Here is a 16,687-nt window from a genome sequence, read left to right on the forward strand (position 1 = left end):
AGACAGTCAGGTGGAAGGCATGGGATATGCCATTCCGATCTCCAAGGCAGAGCCGATCCTGGAAGAACTGATGAACCGCGAAACCAGAGATAAGGTGGAAGATTCTTCCAAGGTAGGATATATGGGAGTCAAGGCTGCTGATCTTACAACAGAAGCCATCCAGATGTATAATATGCCGGCAGGTGCTTTTATTACTGAGGTAACGGAAGGTGGCGCAGCAGATAATGCAGGGATCAAAAAAGGCGATATCATTGTGAAGCTGGATGGACAGAAGGTAAGCGGCAAGGATGACCTTGTTGATAAGCTGCAGTATTATGAGGCAGGAGAAACCATCGAAGTGGTGATCTCCAGAGCGAACAGCGGAGAGTACAAGGAACAGACGGTTGAAGTGACCCTCGGAAGCAAACCCTCTTCTGACAAATAAAAGAAAATACAGGATAACCATTTATAAACCGGGGAGCTGCATAAGAACATGCAGCTCCCCGGTTTATAAAAACTTAATTTGATACAGCCGGATTATGTGCTATAATATGCATAATAAAAACCAGAAAGGAAATGTTATGGCAGATCAGTTTGATAATAATAAAGACAATGACCAGGAGCAGAAATACGAGAAATTCTGTTTTTTATGCCGCAGACCGGAGAGTCAGGCAGGGAAGATGATCGACCTTCCTAATCATATACATATCTGTGCGGATTGCATGCAGAAAAGCTTTGATACTATGAACACCCAGATGAACAATGGAAATTATTCCGATCTTTTTAACATGCCGAATGTGAGCATGATCGATCTCAGCAGTTTCCAGAATCCCGGAAACCAGGCGAAGAAGATCAAGAAAAAATCAGAGACTCCGAAGCCGGTGATCGATCTCAAAGATATTCCTGCACCACATAAGATCAAAGCAACTCTGGATGAATATGTGATCGGACAGGAATATGCCAAGAAGGTAATGTCTGTAGGTGTATACAACCATTATAAAAGAGTTGCCACAGATACCATGGATGATATTGAGATCGAGAAATCCAATATGCTGATGATCGGACCTACAGGCTGCGGTAAGACTTATCTGGTGAAGATGCTTGCCAGACTTCTTCAGGTACCGCTTGCCATTGCAGATGCCACATCTCTTACAGAGGCTGGTTATATCGGTGATGATATCGAGAGCGTAGTATCCAAGCTCCTTGCGGCTGCAGATAATGATGTGGAGAAGGCAGAGCACGGGATCATTTTCATCGATGAGATCGATAAGATCGCAAAGAAGAAGAATACCAACCAGAGAGATGTCAGCGGAGAGGCTGTCCAGCAGGGACTTCTGAAACTTCTGGAGGGAAGTGAAGTGGAAGTTCCGGTGGGTGCTACCAGCAAGAATGCCATGGTACCTATGGTGACTGTAAATACAAGGAACATTCTGTTTATCTGTGGCGGTGCGTTCCCGGATCTTGAGAATATCATCAAAGAAAGACTGAATAAACAGGCGTCTATCGGATTTTATGCAGATCTGAAGGACAAATATGATGATGATCCGCATGTGCTGGAGAAAGTAACGGTAGATGATCTCCGTGCATTTGGAATGATCCCGGAATTTATCGGTCGTCTTCCGATCATCTTTACCCTGAACGGGCTGACGGAAGACATGCTTGTGAAGATCCTCAAGGAGCCGAAGAACGCCATTCTGAAACAGTACAAGAAGCTTCTGGCACTGGATGAAGTAAAACTGGAGTTTGAGGACGGTGCCTTACATGCCATTGCCCGTAAGGCATTGGAACGCCATACAGGGGCCAGAGCTCTCCGGGCTATCCTGGAGGAGTATATGCTGGATATCATGTATGAGATCCCAAAGGACGACAATATCGGTGAGGTTGTGATCACAGAGGGATACATTCAGGGCAACGGAGGTCCGAAGATCCTTATGCGTGGCCAGGAGATCCCGGCACTGGAAGGGTAAGAAACAAGAAGATTCTTTAATATATAAAGGAGCGTGACAGATATGGCAAAAAGCAGTTTTTGGGATGATCTGGGAAACACACTGACAAGAAAGGCAAAGGGCTTAAGTTCCAGGGCAGAGAATCTCTATGAGATCCAGAAGATCCGTAACAAACTCTCTGCACAGGAGCGTATGACCGAAAAGCTGATGATGGATATCGGAAAGATGATCTATACACGTTATGAGCAGGGAGAAGCCGTTGACGGTGAGACGGGAGCTATCTGCGAGGAGATCAGCCAGCATATGCTGGAGGCAGATCACTACAGAGATGCGATCGCTGCCAGCAAAGGGGAGAAGTTTTGCCCGGCCTGCCATAAGGCGGTGATGCGGGAGGCCAGCTTCTGTCCGTATTGCGGAGCGGCGTGTCCTACAGCGGAGCTGGAAGAGAAAGCTGCCGATGTGATCGAGCAGGCAGATGAGGAGCTTGAAGAGGCTGCTGAGGCAGAGGTGACAGAAGTACCGGAGACAGAAGCGGAAGAAAACGCAGAAGCTACAGAAGTGGCAGCAGATCCGGAAGAGACAGTAGAAGCGTCAGAAGTAGTAGAAACAGCAGAAACCGCAGAAGCGTCAGAAACAGAAACATCAGGATCAGATCCGGAATTGGAAGAGGAAAGAACGGAAGTGGGATCTACAGAAACAGAGGAGCCTGCGGCTGATCCGGAAAATACAGAAACAATAGAAGAAAAAACAGAATAACCATAAGCATATAAGGCAGGCTTTCCCCAGTGGGAGCCTGCCTGAATATTATGCAGACCACAGAAATAAGGAGGGGGAATAATGTTGTGGAATTTACTGACGGCGGGAATCTTTGGTACAGACTATTATATAAAGAAAAAAATCAACACATCGGAAAAGAAAGATCTGAAGGAAAAGTGCCTGGGAGGCAGACTGATCGTAAGAAATTGCCATAATCATGGGATGATGCTTGGAATATTAAAAAACAAAGATAAAGAATTCCTGAGAGATCTTGCATCTATGGTGCTGGGCGGTGCGATCTGGGAGTATATACGTACTTCCGGAGAAAAAGGCACACGCATATCCAAGCTTGGGCTTTCCATGATCCTGGGCGGCGGTCTGAATAATTATACGGAACGTCGCAGAAAGGGATACGTCACGGATTATATGAGCCTGAATGTGGAAAATCCGAAGCTTAAGAAGGTCGTATTTAATATTTCGGATCTTTTCATATTTACAGGTGCGCTTCTCTGGGGCGGGAGCGAGATCTTTTCTGAAAAAGAAAAATAAATAAAAAAACAGAAGTGCCGGTGTTGGGCGCTTCTGTTTTTTTGATTTTGGATAAAATAAAAAAGAATGCAGGAAATGGGACTTGAACCCACACGATCTTGCGACCACAGGCACCTGAAGCCTGCGCGTCTGCCAATTCCGCCATTCCTGCATTTTTTCAACCGGCTTGCTTTGCTTTGTTTGCTCCGCTCGTCGACTGCTCACTTATAATAACTCAGGAATTGGATAATGTCAATAGAAAAATTCAAAAAAATTAAAAAAATTCAAAAAAAATATTTTAAGTTAGTTTTATACATTTTTTTTGCATATGGTGTTGAAAAATGACGATTCCTGTGATACAATCTTGAAGATTTAGGATAAAATAAGAGAACAAAGAAAGGGAGATTGTATGAAAGCATTTCTGATATTGGAAGATGGCCATGTATTTACAGGAACTAGCATTGGTTCTGCAAGGGAAGTCATCAGTGAAATTGTCTTTAACACTTCCATGACCGGTTATCTGGAAGTAATGACAGATCCTTCTTACGCAGGACAGGCGGTGTGTATGACATATCCGCTGATCGGAAACTACGGAATCTGTTATGATGACCAGGAATCAAGGAAGCCGTGGATTGACGGATTTATTGTACGCGAATTATCACGAGTTCCCAGCAACTTCAGAAGCGTAGACACCATTCAGCATTTTCTGAGCAAAAACGACATTCCGGGAATCGCAGGAATTGATACCAGAGCACTGACTAAGATCCTTCGTGAGAAGGGAACCATGAACGGAATGATCACAGTTGATGAGAACTATGACCTGGATACAATCATCCCCAGATTAAAAGCATATACAACAGGAAAAGTGGTAGAGAAGGTTTCCTGCCGCGAAAAGGAAGTGCTTAAGGGGAACGGACCGAAGGTTGCCCTTCTTGATCTGGGCGCCAAGAAAAACATTGCACGCTCACTGAATGAGAGAGGATGCCAGGTTACTATTTACCCGGCTCTGACATCTGCAGAAGAGATCCTTGGAGACAATCCGGACGGCATCATGCTCAGCAACGGACCTGGAGATCCGAAGGAATGTACTTCTATTATTAAAGAGATCAAAAAACTTTACGACTCTGATGTACCGATCTTTGCCATCTGTCTTGGACATCAGCTTATGGCTCTTGCAACAGGCGGAGACACCCATAAGATGAAATACGGTCACAGAGGCGGAAATCATCCGGTTAAAGATCTTGAGACAGGAAGAGTATATATTTCCTCCCAGAACCATGGCTATGTTGTAGACGCAGAGGGACTTGAGGAGAAAAATATCGCACATCCTGCATTTGTAAACGTCAACGACGGAACAAACGAGGGTATGGCATATAACGGAAAGAACATCTTTACTGTACAGTTCCATCCGGAAGCATGCCCTGGACCACAGGATTCCAGTTACCTTTTTGACAGATTCATGAAGATGATGGGAGGAGAGAAATAATGCCAAGGAATAAGGACATAAAAAAAGTACTTGTAATCGGCTCAGGCCCGATCATAATCGGCCAGGCAGCAGAGTTTGACTATGCAGGAACCCAGGCATGCCGCTCCCTGAAGGAAGAGGGCATGGAGGTTGTACTTTTAAACTCCAATCCTGCTACCATCATGACAGATAAAGACATCGCAGACAGAGTTTACATCGAGCCTCTGACTGTTGAAGTCGTAGAGCAGCTGATCCTCAAAGAGAAACCGGACAGTGTACTTCCTACACTGGGCGGACAGGCAGGTCTGAACCTTGCCATGGAGCTTGAGGAAAAGGGCTTCCTGAAAGAGCACAATGTACGTCTCATCGGTACCACAGCAGCAACGATCCGTAAAGCTGAGGACCGTCAGGAATTTAAGGATACAATGGAAAAGATCGGCGAGCCGGTTGCAGCATCCAAGGTCGTAACAACTGTAGAAGACGGTGTTGCGTTTACTCAGACTATCGGTTATCCGGTTGTTCTCCGTCCTGCATATACACTTGGCGGAAGCGGCGGCGGTATCGCGCATAATGAGCCGGAGCTTCGTGAGATCCTTGAGAATGGTCTCCGTCTTTCCCGTGTAGGCGAGGTTCTTGTAGAGAGATGTATCGCCGGATGGAAAGAGATCGAGTACGAGGTAATGCGAGACAGCGCAGGAAACTGCATCACAGTCTGCAACATGGAGAACATTGACCCGGTTGGTGTCCATACCGGTGACTCCATCGTAGTTGCTCCTTCCCAGACCTTAGGAGATAAAGAGTATCAGATGCTCCGTACATCTGCTCTTAACATTATTACAGAGCTTGGCATCACAGGTGGATGTAACGTACAGTACGCTCTTCATCCGGAGAGCTTTGAGTACTGCGTTATCGAGGTTAACCCTCGTGTAAGCCGTTCCTCCGCACTTGCAAGTAAGGCTACCGGTTATCCGATCGCCAAGGTTGCAGCCAAGATCGCACTGGGTTACACACTGGATGAGATCCCGAACGCCATCACAGGCAAAACATACGCAAGCTTCGAGCCGATGTTGGATTACTGTGTTGTTAAGATCCCGCGTCTGCCATTTGACAAATTCATCACAGCAAAACGTACACTGACTACACAGATGAAGGCTACCGGTGAGGTTATGAGTATCTGCCATAACTTTGAGGGTGCTTTAATGAAGGCTATCCGTTCCCTGGAGCAGCATGTAGACAGTCTGATGTCCTATGATTTCTCACATCTTTCTGATGAAGAACTGATGGACGAGCTGAACATTGTGGATGACCGCCGTATCTGGAAAATCGCAGAAGCCCTGAGACGAAATGTTTCCCAGGAGAAGCTTCATGATATCACAAAGATCGACATCTGGTTCATCGATAAGCTGGCTATCCTTGTTGAGATGGAGCAGGCTCTGAAAACTCAGAAGCTGGACAAAGACCTTCTTCTGGAAGCAAAACGTCTGGAGTTCCCGGACTACATCATCGCAGACCTGACAGGAAAGACAGAAGCTGAGATCAAAGACCTGCGTAAAGAGTACGGCATCCGTGCAGCATACAAGATGGTTGATACCTGTGCAGCAGAGTTTGCGGCAGCGACACCATATTACTATTCTGTATACGGCGATGAGCAGACAGAGAATGAAGCTGTAGAAACAAAAGATAAGAAAAAGATCCTGGTACTTGGTTCCGGCCCGATCCGTATCGGTCAGGGTATCGAGTTCGACTTCTGCTCTGTACACTGTACATGGGCATTTGCGAAAGAAGGATATGAGACGATCATCATCAACAATAACCCGGAGACAGTAAGTACAGACTTCGATATTGCAGATAAGCTGTATTTTGAGCCGCTGACACCGGAAGATGTTGAGAATGTTGTAAATATCGAGAAACCGGACGGAGCTGTTGTTCAGTTCGGTGGACAGACAGCTATCAAGCTTACAGAGGCACTGATCAAGATGGGCGTTAAGATCCTCGGAACATCTGCTGAGAACGTAGATGCTGCAGAGGATAGAGAGCTCTTTGATGCCATCCTTGAGAAATGTGAGATCCCGAGACCGAAGGGACATACCGTATTCACAGCAGAAGAGGCGAAAAAAGCAGCCAATGAGCTGGGTTATCCGGTACTTGTCCGCCCGTCCTATGTACTTGGAGGACAGGGAATGCGTATCGCTGTCAGCGATGAGGACGTGGAAGAGTACATCGGAATCATCAACCAGATCGCACAGGAGCATCCGATCCTTGTTGATAAGTACCTGATGGGTAAAGAAATCGAGGTCGATGCAGTATGCGACGGTGAGGACATCCTGATCCCTGGAATCATGGAGCACATCGAGCGTGCAGGTATCCATTCCGGAGACAGTATTTCCGTATATCCGGCACAGACCATCAGCCAGAAAGCAAAAGATACCATCGCCGAGTACACACGCCGTCTTGCACAGGCACTTCATGTAATCGGTATGATCAATATTCAGTTCATCGTTGTAGGCGAGGATGTATATGTCATCGAGGTTAACCCGCGTTCCAGCCGTACAGTACCGTACATCAGCAAGGTAACAGGAATCCCGATCGTTCCGCTTGCAACAAGAGTTATCCTTGGACATAAGATCAAAGAGCTTGGTTACACACCGGGACTTCAGAAAGAAGCAGAGTACTTCGCAATCAAGATGCCGGTATTCTCCTTCGAGAAGATCAGAGGCGCAGATATCAGCCTCGGACCTGAGATGAAATCCACAGGTGAGTGCCTTGGTATTGCAAAAACCTTTAACGAGGCTCTTTACAAAGCCTTCATCGGAGCCGGAATCCGTCTTCCGAAGCACAAACAGATGATCATCACTGTAAAAGATGAGGATAAGAAGGACATCATTCCGATCGCAAAACGTTTCGAAGCTCAGGGATACCGTATCTTTGCAACAAGAGGTACTGCAAGCGTACTGACTGAAAACGGAATCAAGGTAACACGTACCAACAAGCTGGAGCAGCCGTCTCCGAACCTGATGGACCTGATCCTTGGCCACAAGATCGATGTTGTTATCGACACACCGCCACAGGGTGTTGAGCACCAGAAGGATGGTTTCGTGATCCGTCGTAATGCTATCGAGACAGGTGTCAATGTGCTTACAAGTCTTGATACTGCAGAGGCTCTGGTCACAAGTCTTGAGAATACAGACCTGAACCACCTGACTCTGGTAGATATCGCCACCATCGACAATCGATAAAAAATTGTAAATTTTGTGAAATAAAAAATTAAAAGTTTACGAATTGTCAAATATGTAATATACTGATAAGGACGGGGCCGTCGTTCACATACCGGCCCTGTCCTTATCTTGCTTTTAGAAAGGAGTTAACATGATTTTTATAGAATTACTGAAGGTTATCCTTCTCGGTATTGTGGAGGGAATCACCGAGTGGCTTCCGATCAGTAGTACCGGACATATGATCCTTGTGGATGAGTTTATCAAGCTGAATGTATCCGAGGCATTTATGGAATTTTTCCTGGTGGTGATCCAGCTTGGCGCGATCCTGGCAGTTGTTGTACTGTACTGGAACAAGCTGTGGCCTTTTTACATAAGAAAAATCCCGAAGAAAACACAGATGGCACTGCGTAAACAGCCGGCAGTATCCAGAACTGTCCTTACTTTTGTAGAAAAATACTGTGATAAGGATAAGTGGATCCTCTGGTTTAAGATCCTGGTAGCATGTCTGCCGACGATCATCATCGCTCTTCCTTTTAATGACATTATTGAAAAGAAATTTTACAACTATGTGGTCGTTGCCATCATGCTGATCGTTTATGGTGTGCTTTTTATCGTTATCGAGAACTACAACAAACGCCGCAGACCAACCTGCACCAGACTGGATGAGCTTTCCTTTAAGACAGCGCTGATCATCGGCTGCTTCCAGGTGCTTTCCGTGATTCCGGGAACATCCCGTTCCGGATCTACCATTATCGGAGGAATCCTTGCAGGAACATCCCGTACAGTTGCAGCAGAATTTACCTTTTTCCTGGCAATTCCGGTTATGTTCGGAGCAAGTCTTCTGAAACTGGTCAAATTCGGTTTTGCCTTCAGCTCCACAGAGCTGATCATCCTGATCGTAGGTGTTGTGGTATCCTTTGTGGTATCTGTTCTTGCCATCAAATTCCTGATGGGATATATCAAGAAACACGATTTTAAAGTATTCGGCTGGTACAGGATCATTCTTGGTATCCTGGTGCTCGGATACTTCGTTGGAAAAACATTTTTAGCATAAAACTGCAATCTGGAGGTAATCATTATGAAATATAAGAAGCTTTTGATCGTACTGACAGCAGTGACGGCGCTTGGTATTGCCGGCTGTGGAAAATCATCAAAGGAAACAGCAGAGGTGACACCAACACCGGTTCCTACAGCCGCACCTACGGCTGCACCGGCTACATCCACACCGCTTCCCACATCTACACCTGCACCGAAGCTGATCGGTGTAAAGACCAGTACTGCAAAATTTGTTTATCTTACCAACAGCACGAAGGGAGAGATCCGTGAGATCTATCTCCGCGCGGCAGGAGGGGAAGAATGGGGCAAAAGTCTTGTTCCTGCAGAAGCTACCATCAAAGATGCGGAGCAGGTGCAGATGTATTACACCCCGGATTCTGCAAGAGATGCCATCTATGATATGAAGATCGTAGACGGAGACGGAAATGCCTATGAGATCTACAGTGTACAACTGAGCGATATGGAAAAGGCAAAACTGATGATCGATAACGGAGAAGCATACCTGACCTATACAAGCCTCAGTGACAAGAGTGAGAAGAGCACTATTGGTAATGTGGAAACGGATAACAGTGAGGCGGACAGCAGTGATTCCGCAGACAGCACAGATGCTTCAGATCTGACAGACAGTTCTTCCGGTATCACGGATACTTCTTCCGACAGCAGCGATGGAAGCTATGACAACAGTGATGATGGAAGCTATGATAACAGTGATGACGGAAGCTATGACAGCAGTAATGACGGAAGCTACGACAACAGCGATGACGGAAGCTACGACAACAGCAGTGATGATGGAAACTATGACAGCAGTGATGATAGCGGCGACTATGTAGATGACAGCGGCAACAGCGGAAGCGGTGACGATTCTCTTGACAACAGTACAGATACAGATGACAGCGGAGACGGAGAGATTGTCTGGGATGATAACGGAGACTGGTCAGAGGAATAAACCGGGATCCTGTAAACAGAGGGAAACATGGAACAGACATTTCTTGAAAAACTGAAACGAGTAAAACCTGGGGATCTGCTTCACATCATCAAGTTTATCCTGGCATTTCCCATTGCGATGGTCTACAGACTTTTTCGCAGGGATCTCTGGCTTCTCTGTGATACAGAGAATGAATGCCGGGATAACGGATTCTGGCTGTACAAATATCTGAGAGAAAATACCAGTGAGGATGCAGTGTACGCCATCAATAGAAAATCTCCGGATTATGCCCGGGTAAAAAATCTGGGACCTGTGATCCAGTATGGAAGCTTCCGCCACTGGATCTACTATCTGGCTGCATCAAAAAATATCAGCTCCCAGAAAATGGGAAAACCAAACGCAGCCATCTGCTATGTGCTGGAGGTTTACGGAATCCTACGGAACAAGCGGGCGTTCCTGCAGCATGGGATCATTACGGCAGATCTTAGTTTTCTGTACTATCCGCATACAAAAATGAGCCTTTTTGTTACCAGTACCTATGATGAGTGGAAATATGTCAATGACCGGTACGGATATCCGGAAGGCTATGTGCAGGAGCTGGGACTGTGTCGTTTTGACCAGCTTCATGATATGAAGGTAAAAAAGAACCAGATCCTGATCATGCCGACCTGGCGTATGTATATCCGCAATGAGATCTCAGCCTCTGATCACGAGCTGGAAGCACAGAAATTCATGGAAACCGATTATTACCGGTACTGGGATGCACTTCTCAAGGATGAGAGACTGATCCGCTATATTGAGGAGAACGATCTTCAGATCATCTTTTATCCGCACAGGGAAATGCATCGGTTCCTGAAATATTTTCATGTGGATCATCCGAAGATCACAGTGGCGTCCTGGCCTGAGTACGATGTGCAGACACTCCTTAAAGAGTCCGCAGTGCTGGTGACTGATTTTTCCAGTGTGGCCATGGACTTTGCCTACATGAAAAAGCCACTGGTCTACTACCAGTTTGACAATGAAAAATTCCGGCAAAGTCATCATCAGATCGGGTATTTTGATTTCCGGAAAGATGGCTTCGGTCCGGTATGTGTAACGGAACAGGAAGTAACGGACTGGCTGATCCGCCTGCATAAGCAGGGATTTGCCAATGAAGAGATCTATCTGGAAAGACACGGAAAATATTTTGATCTGTGGGATACAAAGAACTGTGAAAGAAATTACAAAGCAATCAAAGAAATGTAACAGGTGGTGAAAAATTGCAGCAGTTAATGGAAGCTCCGGCGGAGATCAAGGTAAAAACCAGAAAATTTTCGCTGACAAAAGGAACCATAAAGATCAGTTTTGAGCTGGAAGGATCCAGAGGAAGGATCCGTTCCCTGAAGCTGAAACAGCGAAATGCAGTGCTGGATACAAGTTTTCCTTTTGAAATGCAGACAGCAAAAAAAAGAAATACGATCGTGTATCATGCACAGATCAATGTAGATCAGTATCCGATGGAAACCGCATTCTGGGATGTGGTGGCATCTGTGGATAAAGAAGGAAAAGGAAATTATGAGGATGCGATCCTGGGAGGCTTAAGTTCAAAACTTAAACTTAAGCTGATCCTTTTTCCAAGATGGACCAGAACCGGGGATGGGCATATGGTTTATCCCTTTGTCAACGGAGCAAGGCAGTTTACCATTCAATACCGGAAATATGATCCGAAATATGACAGCTATGCATTTATAGCAAAAGAATTTCTTGCATTATTCTGCTATTTTATCCTGAAACCTTACTGGGATCATAAGAAATTATGGCTGATCTGCGAGAAATACTGTACAATGGCACAGGACAACGGCCTCTATTTTTTCCGGTACTGTATGGAGCATGCACCGGAGAAGGACAGAAGTCGGATTTTTTATGTAATAGATAAAAAATGTCCGGATTATCAGGCTGTAAAAGAGTATGATGCCAATGTGATCCAGTTCATGTCATTTAAGTACATGATCTATCTCAGCGCTGCACGGTATCTGATATCTACCGATGCAATCCGGCATTTTTATATCTGGGATTCGCCCAACAGCATCTACAAGGTTCTGTATCAGGCACGGAAGAACATCGTATTTCTCCAGCATGGAGTGATGGGCTTCAAGCAATGCCACAGGACCTTCCATAAAGGCGGAGGCAATCAGATGGCACTGTTTGTGGTGTCTTCGGGTTATGAACAGAAGATCATCCATGATTATTTCGGATACGATAATGAAGAGATCATTATCACCGGACTGGCCAGATGGGATGTGCTGGAGGACAAGTCGGATCCGGCTCATAAAGAGATCCTGCTGATGCCTACATGGAGAAGCTGGCTGGAGGATATCAGCGAGGAGCAGTTCAAAAAAAGTGAATACTATCAGCGTTATAAAGCATTTCTGCAGGATGAGAGGCTTAAGACTCTTCTGGAAAAGGAAAATATCACGCTGAATTTTTATATCCATCCGAAATTCCGGGAACATATCCGGAGCTTTCAGGTGGAAGACAGGCATATCCGTCTGATCCCATTTGGGACTATGCCGCTGAATCAGCTTCTGATGAGCTGTCATATGCTGATCACCGATTATTCTTCTGTTTCCTGGGATGTCTACTATCAGGAAAAACCGGTGGTATTTTATCCCTTTGATCTGGAAACCTATGAGAAAGTCCAGGGAAGCTATATGGACTACAAAAAAGATGTTTTCGGAGATCTGGCATGGGATCAGAACCAGCTGGTAGACCTTATCGGAGAATATGCGAGGAACGGATTCCGTGAAAAACCGGAATTTTCAGGAAGAAGAGATGAGCTTCTTCCCTACAGGGACAATGACAACAGCAAACGAATTTATGAATATATAGCCAATGCTCAAATACCGGACAAACTGAAAAGAAGGCTGAAAGAGAAAAAATTTTAATGTAAGGATACAAAAGGAGCAATATGAACAGGGAGTATGAATTTTCAGTAGTTGTTTTTGCAAAAGATACCGCAAAGCTTTACAGAACCTTTAAAAATGTACGTGAGGTCACACCGGAAGGAACGGTACAGATCCTTGCAGTATGCATTGCAGGAGATATGGATATTCCTGATGAACGGGACATGCGGGAGCTGGAGGAAGCCGGAGAAAAGGAGAAAGAGCTCAAGGACGAAGAGCTGGATAAGATCTACGGAGAGTTCAATCCGGAGGATCCTCGTTTCCGGGAGATGCTGGATGACCGGGATCTTTTATATATTGACGGACTGGAATGTGGGGATCTTGTGGCGGAGCTGAAGGATAAGATAGCTGGAAGCTATGTTGTTTTTGCAAAAGCCGGAATCCGTTTTTCCCCAAAATCCAGTGCAGAGATCAGACGCTGCTTTGAGGAAGAAAACAGAGATGTTGTCCTAACAAAGATCCGTGGAAAAGGAAATATCTATGTGCGGGAGCATAATAATTACTGTAACCGTTTCACCGAAAAAACAACGCTGGATAACAATGTATATCTTCTGCATCAGCTGTATACCGCTTACACATTTGCCGCAGATCAGGTGAAATGGGTATCCGAGATCCGTCCGGAGATCTGGTATCTGGATGTGATGACCATGGTATATCAGTCCGTTGTAAGCTGCCGGAGTCTGGGAGTGGCTTCAGGGGAAGATATCTATGTGCAGATCCTTGCGGACCATCTCATGGTGGAGGACTGGAAGAATATGCTGCAGGATCCGGACCAGCTGGAGGTATTTTATCAGGAATTTTTCCGAAAGATCGCAGACTGCAGAATAAAAGAAAATCCTGTTCATGAAAAAAATGCAGATTATGTGCTGCTGTATTACAGCGCAAAAATAGCTGATATCATATTTGATAACGAGAAGCTTGATGAAGAGAAAAAGTGCAGATATGAGGAAGGTATCGAAAGCTTCCTGAAGCAGATGGAGTTTCCGGAGATCGTGATGTCCAATCAGCATATCAGCAGGGCAAACAAAGTATATCTTCTCCGGAAATATTATCCGGATATATGCAAAAAATTTCCGGATCAGGCAGACACGATCCTGAATCCCATATATGACAATCTCCGTGTCAAGATATTCCAGCCGGAAAAAGACCAGCTGCACTGTGAATTTTCCATTGTGGAGCCTGTGAGCAGGACAAACCGTGCATATATGATGACTGGTGGCAACACCTATGAAGCCAGATGGAAATATACACTGGAAAGAACCGGCTGGTGCAGAGAAGAAAGTGCCGTTGAGAAGCTGTATATCGTGGACATTCCGCTTTCCGAGATCCGGGAGTTTATCAGCTGGGGCACAGGCACAGATGGACATATAAATAAAATGTACAATATTTCCTACGGAAAATATGTGCCATTTACAAAGAAGCTGCCGCTTTTCCTGCATATAGAGGATAAGCTTCTGTATCTTAACGAAAAAGTCCGGATGATCCGTGGAGAGGATCAGGAAGATGCAAAGGTTCTGGGCCATCAGTATGAAGTAACGGTAGAGCCATACAGTCAGAGTAGGGAGAAACAGCTGAAGAAAAAACGCACCAAAGCAATATTTTCTCAGGGAAAGGCCGGAAAAAAGGCAGTTCTCGTACGTAAGCTCTACGAGATGCAGAAGGCAAAGCAGAAAAAGCAGATCTGGCTGATCTCCGATCGTACAACACGCGGAGATGACAACGGCGAAGTGATGTTCCGCTATCTCTGCGCCAATCCGGACCCTACGGTGGAGCCGTACTTTGTAGTCAACAAGGATACACAGGATTATGTGGAAATGAAGAAGCTTGGAAAGGTTGTGGAGCCTTTCTCCTGGAAGCATAAGCTTCTGTTCCTGCTGAATGAATTTTCACTGTCCTCCCAGGCTAACAAACCGGTGATCAATCCTTTTGGAAAGCTGGAGTATCTGTACCGCGATATCATCTATGACAAAAAGCTGGTATTTTTACAGCATGGTGTGACCAAAGACAACCAGTCCAAGTGGCTGAACAAATACAACCGTAATCTTTTCGGATTTATCGTCAGCACAAAGCCGGAATATGATTCTGCCTTTACCTATGACTATTTTTATCCGGAAAAAAATATCTGGCTTACGGGAATGCCGCGTTATGACCGTCTGGTCCATGATGAGCGTAAGTATGTGACGGTGATGCCTACCTGGCGCAAAAGCCTTTCCTCAGGAACCGATGCCAGAGGGGTATGGCAGCTTGGAAAAGAATTTCAGGAAAGCGAATATTTCCATTTTTATGATGATCTTCTCAACAACGAAAGACTTCTGGGAGCGGCAGAGAAGTACGGATATACCATCTGCTTCATGCCTCACCCAAATACCATTGACGGTCTGCATATGTTCCGTCATGATCCACGGGTAAAATTTATGGATTCGTCTTATTCCTACAAGGACATTTTTGCCCAGACAGATCTGATGATCACGGACTATTCTTCGGTTGCCTTTGATTTTGCATATTTGAGAAAACCCATCGTATACTCCCAGTTTGACAGAGACAGCTTTTTCAGTGGCGCGCATTCCTACACAGAGGGATACTTTGACTATGAGAGAGATGGCTTCGGAGAGGTGGAGCATACACTGGACGGAACTGTGGACCGGATCATCGAATATATGGCAGACAGCTGTCAGATGAAAGAGGAATATCGGAAACGAATGGATGAGACCTTTGCATTTAATGACCGTAACTGTTCCAAACGAGTTTATGAGAGGATCATCGAGAATCGGTAATATGGAGGTTGGATTTTGGAAGGAAAGCAGGCAATAAAGTTTGATAAATATAATTCTCAGGCGATGAAGGGCATTGCCATTGTTATAATGCTGTTCCATCATATGTATCTGAGTCAAGACAGATTTGAGGGGCTGAATGTTGTTTTCACTCCGTTTTCAGCAGATCGGATCATGTATCTGTGCAGAACATTTAAGATCTGTGTACCGATCTATGCATTTATTTCCGGATACGGACTGTATCTCAGTTACAGAAAAAATAATTCTACACCTGGCAAGTGGACAGCCAAAAGACTGATAAAAACAATGGGAGGGTTCTGGATTATATGGGGGCTTTCTGTTGTGAGCTCACAGCTTTATAACGGCTATGCCGTGGCCAGATATTTCGGAAACGGAAATATTGCCAAAGGTGTTAGCGCAATGGTGCTGGATTTTTTTGGTCTGGCGAAACTTTTCGGAACTTCGACTCTGAACGGAACCTGGTGGTATATGAGTGCGGCGATCATTTTTATCATCTGTGTGCCACTGTTTATGATAAAGGAAGAATATCTGGTATTTATTCTTGTGGCTGTTGCGGCATTTCCACGGATAATTTCCCTGGAGGTTATGGGAATTACGGGTATTTATGCATTTTTACCGGTATTTCTCATGGGAATGTGTGTAGCCAAGTATGATCTGTTTAACCGATGGTTTAAGATATGGAATGCTGGAATGAAGCATGTTTTCAAATTTCTTCTGGAGTTTCTTGCGGTGTTTATTTTGTATAAAGCGTACAGAACTTTGCCGCTGACGGTATACAGTGAGATCCACTGGGGTGTGTATCCAATTGTATTTATGGCATTTTGCTGCGAATTTATTAATGTCATTCCGGGAGTGCGACAGATTTTATTGTTCCTCGGAAAACATTCCATGAATATATTTCTGATACATACATTTATAAGAAAATCTTCTTTTGTGTATGTGAGTGGATATTTTCTGACCAATACACTGACGCTTCTGCTGGCTTCACTGGCAGTGTCCATAGCGCTGGAATGGCTGAAAAAGGTAAGCGGATACAACCGCCTGATCCAGAACATCTGTGTGAAAATAGGATAATAAAGATAA

The 16,687-nt window shown here is 45.1% G+C and carries 12 protein-coding genes and 1 tRNA gene; 12 read left to right on the forward strand and 1 reads right to left on the reverse strand.

Features of this window, described 5'->3' with window-relative positions; all coding sequences use genetic code 11:
• The 4 genes from AB5026_RS12100 to AB5026_RS12115 all read left to right on the forward strand — a co-directional run.
• On the forward strand, window positions 1-424 hold a 424-nt coding region (locus AB5026_RS12100), incomplete at its 5' end, for a S1C family serine protease (RefSeq protein ID WP_368213392.1).
• A 136-nt stretch (window positions 425-560) separates the two neighbouring features.
• Window positions 561-1,946, forward strand: a complete 1,386-nt coding sequence (gene clpX, locus AB5026_RS12105) for an ATP-dependent Clp protease ATP-binding subunit ClpX (RefSeq protein ID WP_022426973.1) — start codon at window positions 561-563, stop codon at window positions 1,944-1,946.
• Between the two features lie 42 nt (window positions 1,947-1,988).
• Window positions 1,989-2,681 (forward strand): zinc ribbon domain-containing protein, encoded by a 693-nt coding sequence (locus AB5026_RS12110; protein ID WP_021651917.1) that lies wholly within the window; start codon window positions 1,989-1,991, stop codon window positions 2,679-2,681.
• A gap of 81 nt (window positions 2,682-2,762) precedes the next feature.
• A complete protein-coding gene (locus AB5026_RS12115) occupies window positions 2,763-3,230 on the forward strand; it encodes a signal peptidase II (protein WP_021651918.1) in 468 nt (155 codons plus the stop codon).
• A 67-nt stretch (window positions 3,231-3,297) separates the two neighbouring features.
• Here the strand turns inward: AB5026_RS12115 and AB5026_RS12120 are convergent.
• A tRNA-Leu gene (locus AB5026_RS12120) sits at window positions 3,298-3,381 on the reverse strand.
• 237 nt (window positions 3,382-3,618) lie between these two features.
• Here AB5026_RS12120 and AB5026_RS12125 point away from each other — a divergent pair.
• From AB5026_RS12125 to AB5026_RS12160, 8 genes are all read left to right on the forward strand, one after another.
• Entirely contained in the window at window positions 3,619-4,695 is a 1,077-nt protein-coding gene (locus AB5026_RS12125; protein ID WP_015527400.1) for a carbamoyl phosphate synthase small subunit, read from the forward strand.
• A complete protein-coding gene (carB, locus tag AB5026_RS12130) occupies window positions 4,695-7,910 on the forward strand; it encodes a carbamoyl-phosphate synthase large subunit (protein ID WP_022426976.1) in 3,216 nt (1,071 codons plus the stop codon). Before AB5026_RS12125 ends, carB begins: the two co-directional genes overlap by 1 nt.
• Before the next feature lie 130 nt (window positions 7,911-8,040).
• Window positions 8,041-8,943, forward strand: coding sequence for an undecaprenyl-diphosphate phosphatase (locus AB5026_RS12135; protein ID WP_022426082.1), 903 nt, complete (start codon window positions 8,041-8,043; stop codon window positions 8,941-8,943).
• Window positions 8,944-8,967: 24 nt separating this feature from the next.
• Complete coding sequence (locus tag AB5026_RS12140) at window positions 8,968-9,891, forward strand: hypothetical protein (RefSeq protein WP_022426081.1); 924 nt, start codon at window positions 8,968-8,970, stop codon at window positions 9,889-9,891.
• A gap of 27 nt (window positions 9,892-9,918) precedes the next feature.
• Window positions 9,919-11,115, forward strand: a complete 1,197-nt coding sequence (locus AB5026_RS12145; protein WP_021651922.1) for a CDP-glycerol--poly(glycerophosphate) glycerophosphotransferase — start codon at window positions 9,919-9,921, stop codon at window positions 11,113-11,115.
• Window positions 11,116-11,129: 14 nt separating this feature from the next.
• The gene (locus tag AB5026_RS12150; protein WP_161209332.1) at window positions 11,130-12,794 is read left to right on the forward strand and encodes a CDP-glycerol glycerophosphotransferase family protein; all 1,665 of its coding nucleotides are present in this window, start codon (window positions 11,130-11,132) and stop codon (window positions 12,792-12,794) included.
• 23 nt (window positions 12,795-12,817) lie between these two features.
• Window positions 12,818-15,586, forward strand: coding sequence for a CDP-glycerol glycerophosphotransferase family protein (locus AB5026_RS12155; RefSeq protein WP_173722535.1), 2,769 nt, complete (start codon window positions 12,818-12,820; stop codon window positions 15,584-15,586).
• 15 nt (window positions 15,587-15,601) lie between these two features.
• Window positions 15,602-16,678 (forward strand): acyltransferase, encoded by a 1,077-nt coding sequence (locus AB5026_RS12160; protein WP_173722536.1) that lies wholly within the window; start codon window positions 15,602-15,604, stop codon window positions 16,676-16,678.
• Window positions 16,679-16,687: the final 9 nt, after the last annotated feature.

Origin of the sequence: Blautia sp. RTP21359st1_E11_RTP21359_211015 (genome assembly GCF_040910705.1) — a bacterium.
GTDB classification, from domain to species: Bacteria; Bacillota; Clostridia; order Lachnospirales; family Lachnospiraceae; genus Blautia_A; species Blautia_A fusiformis.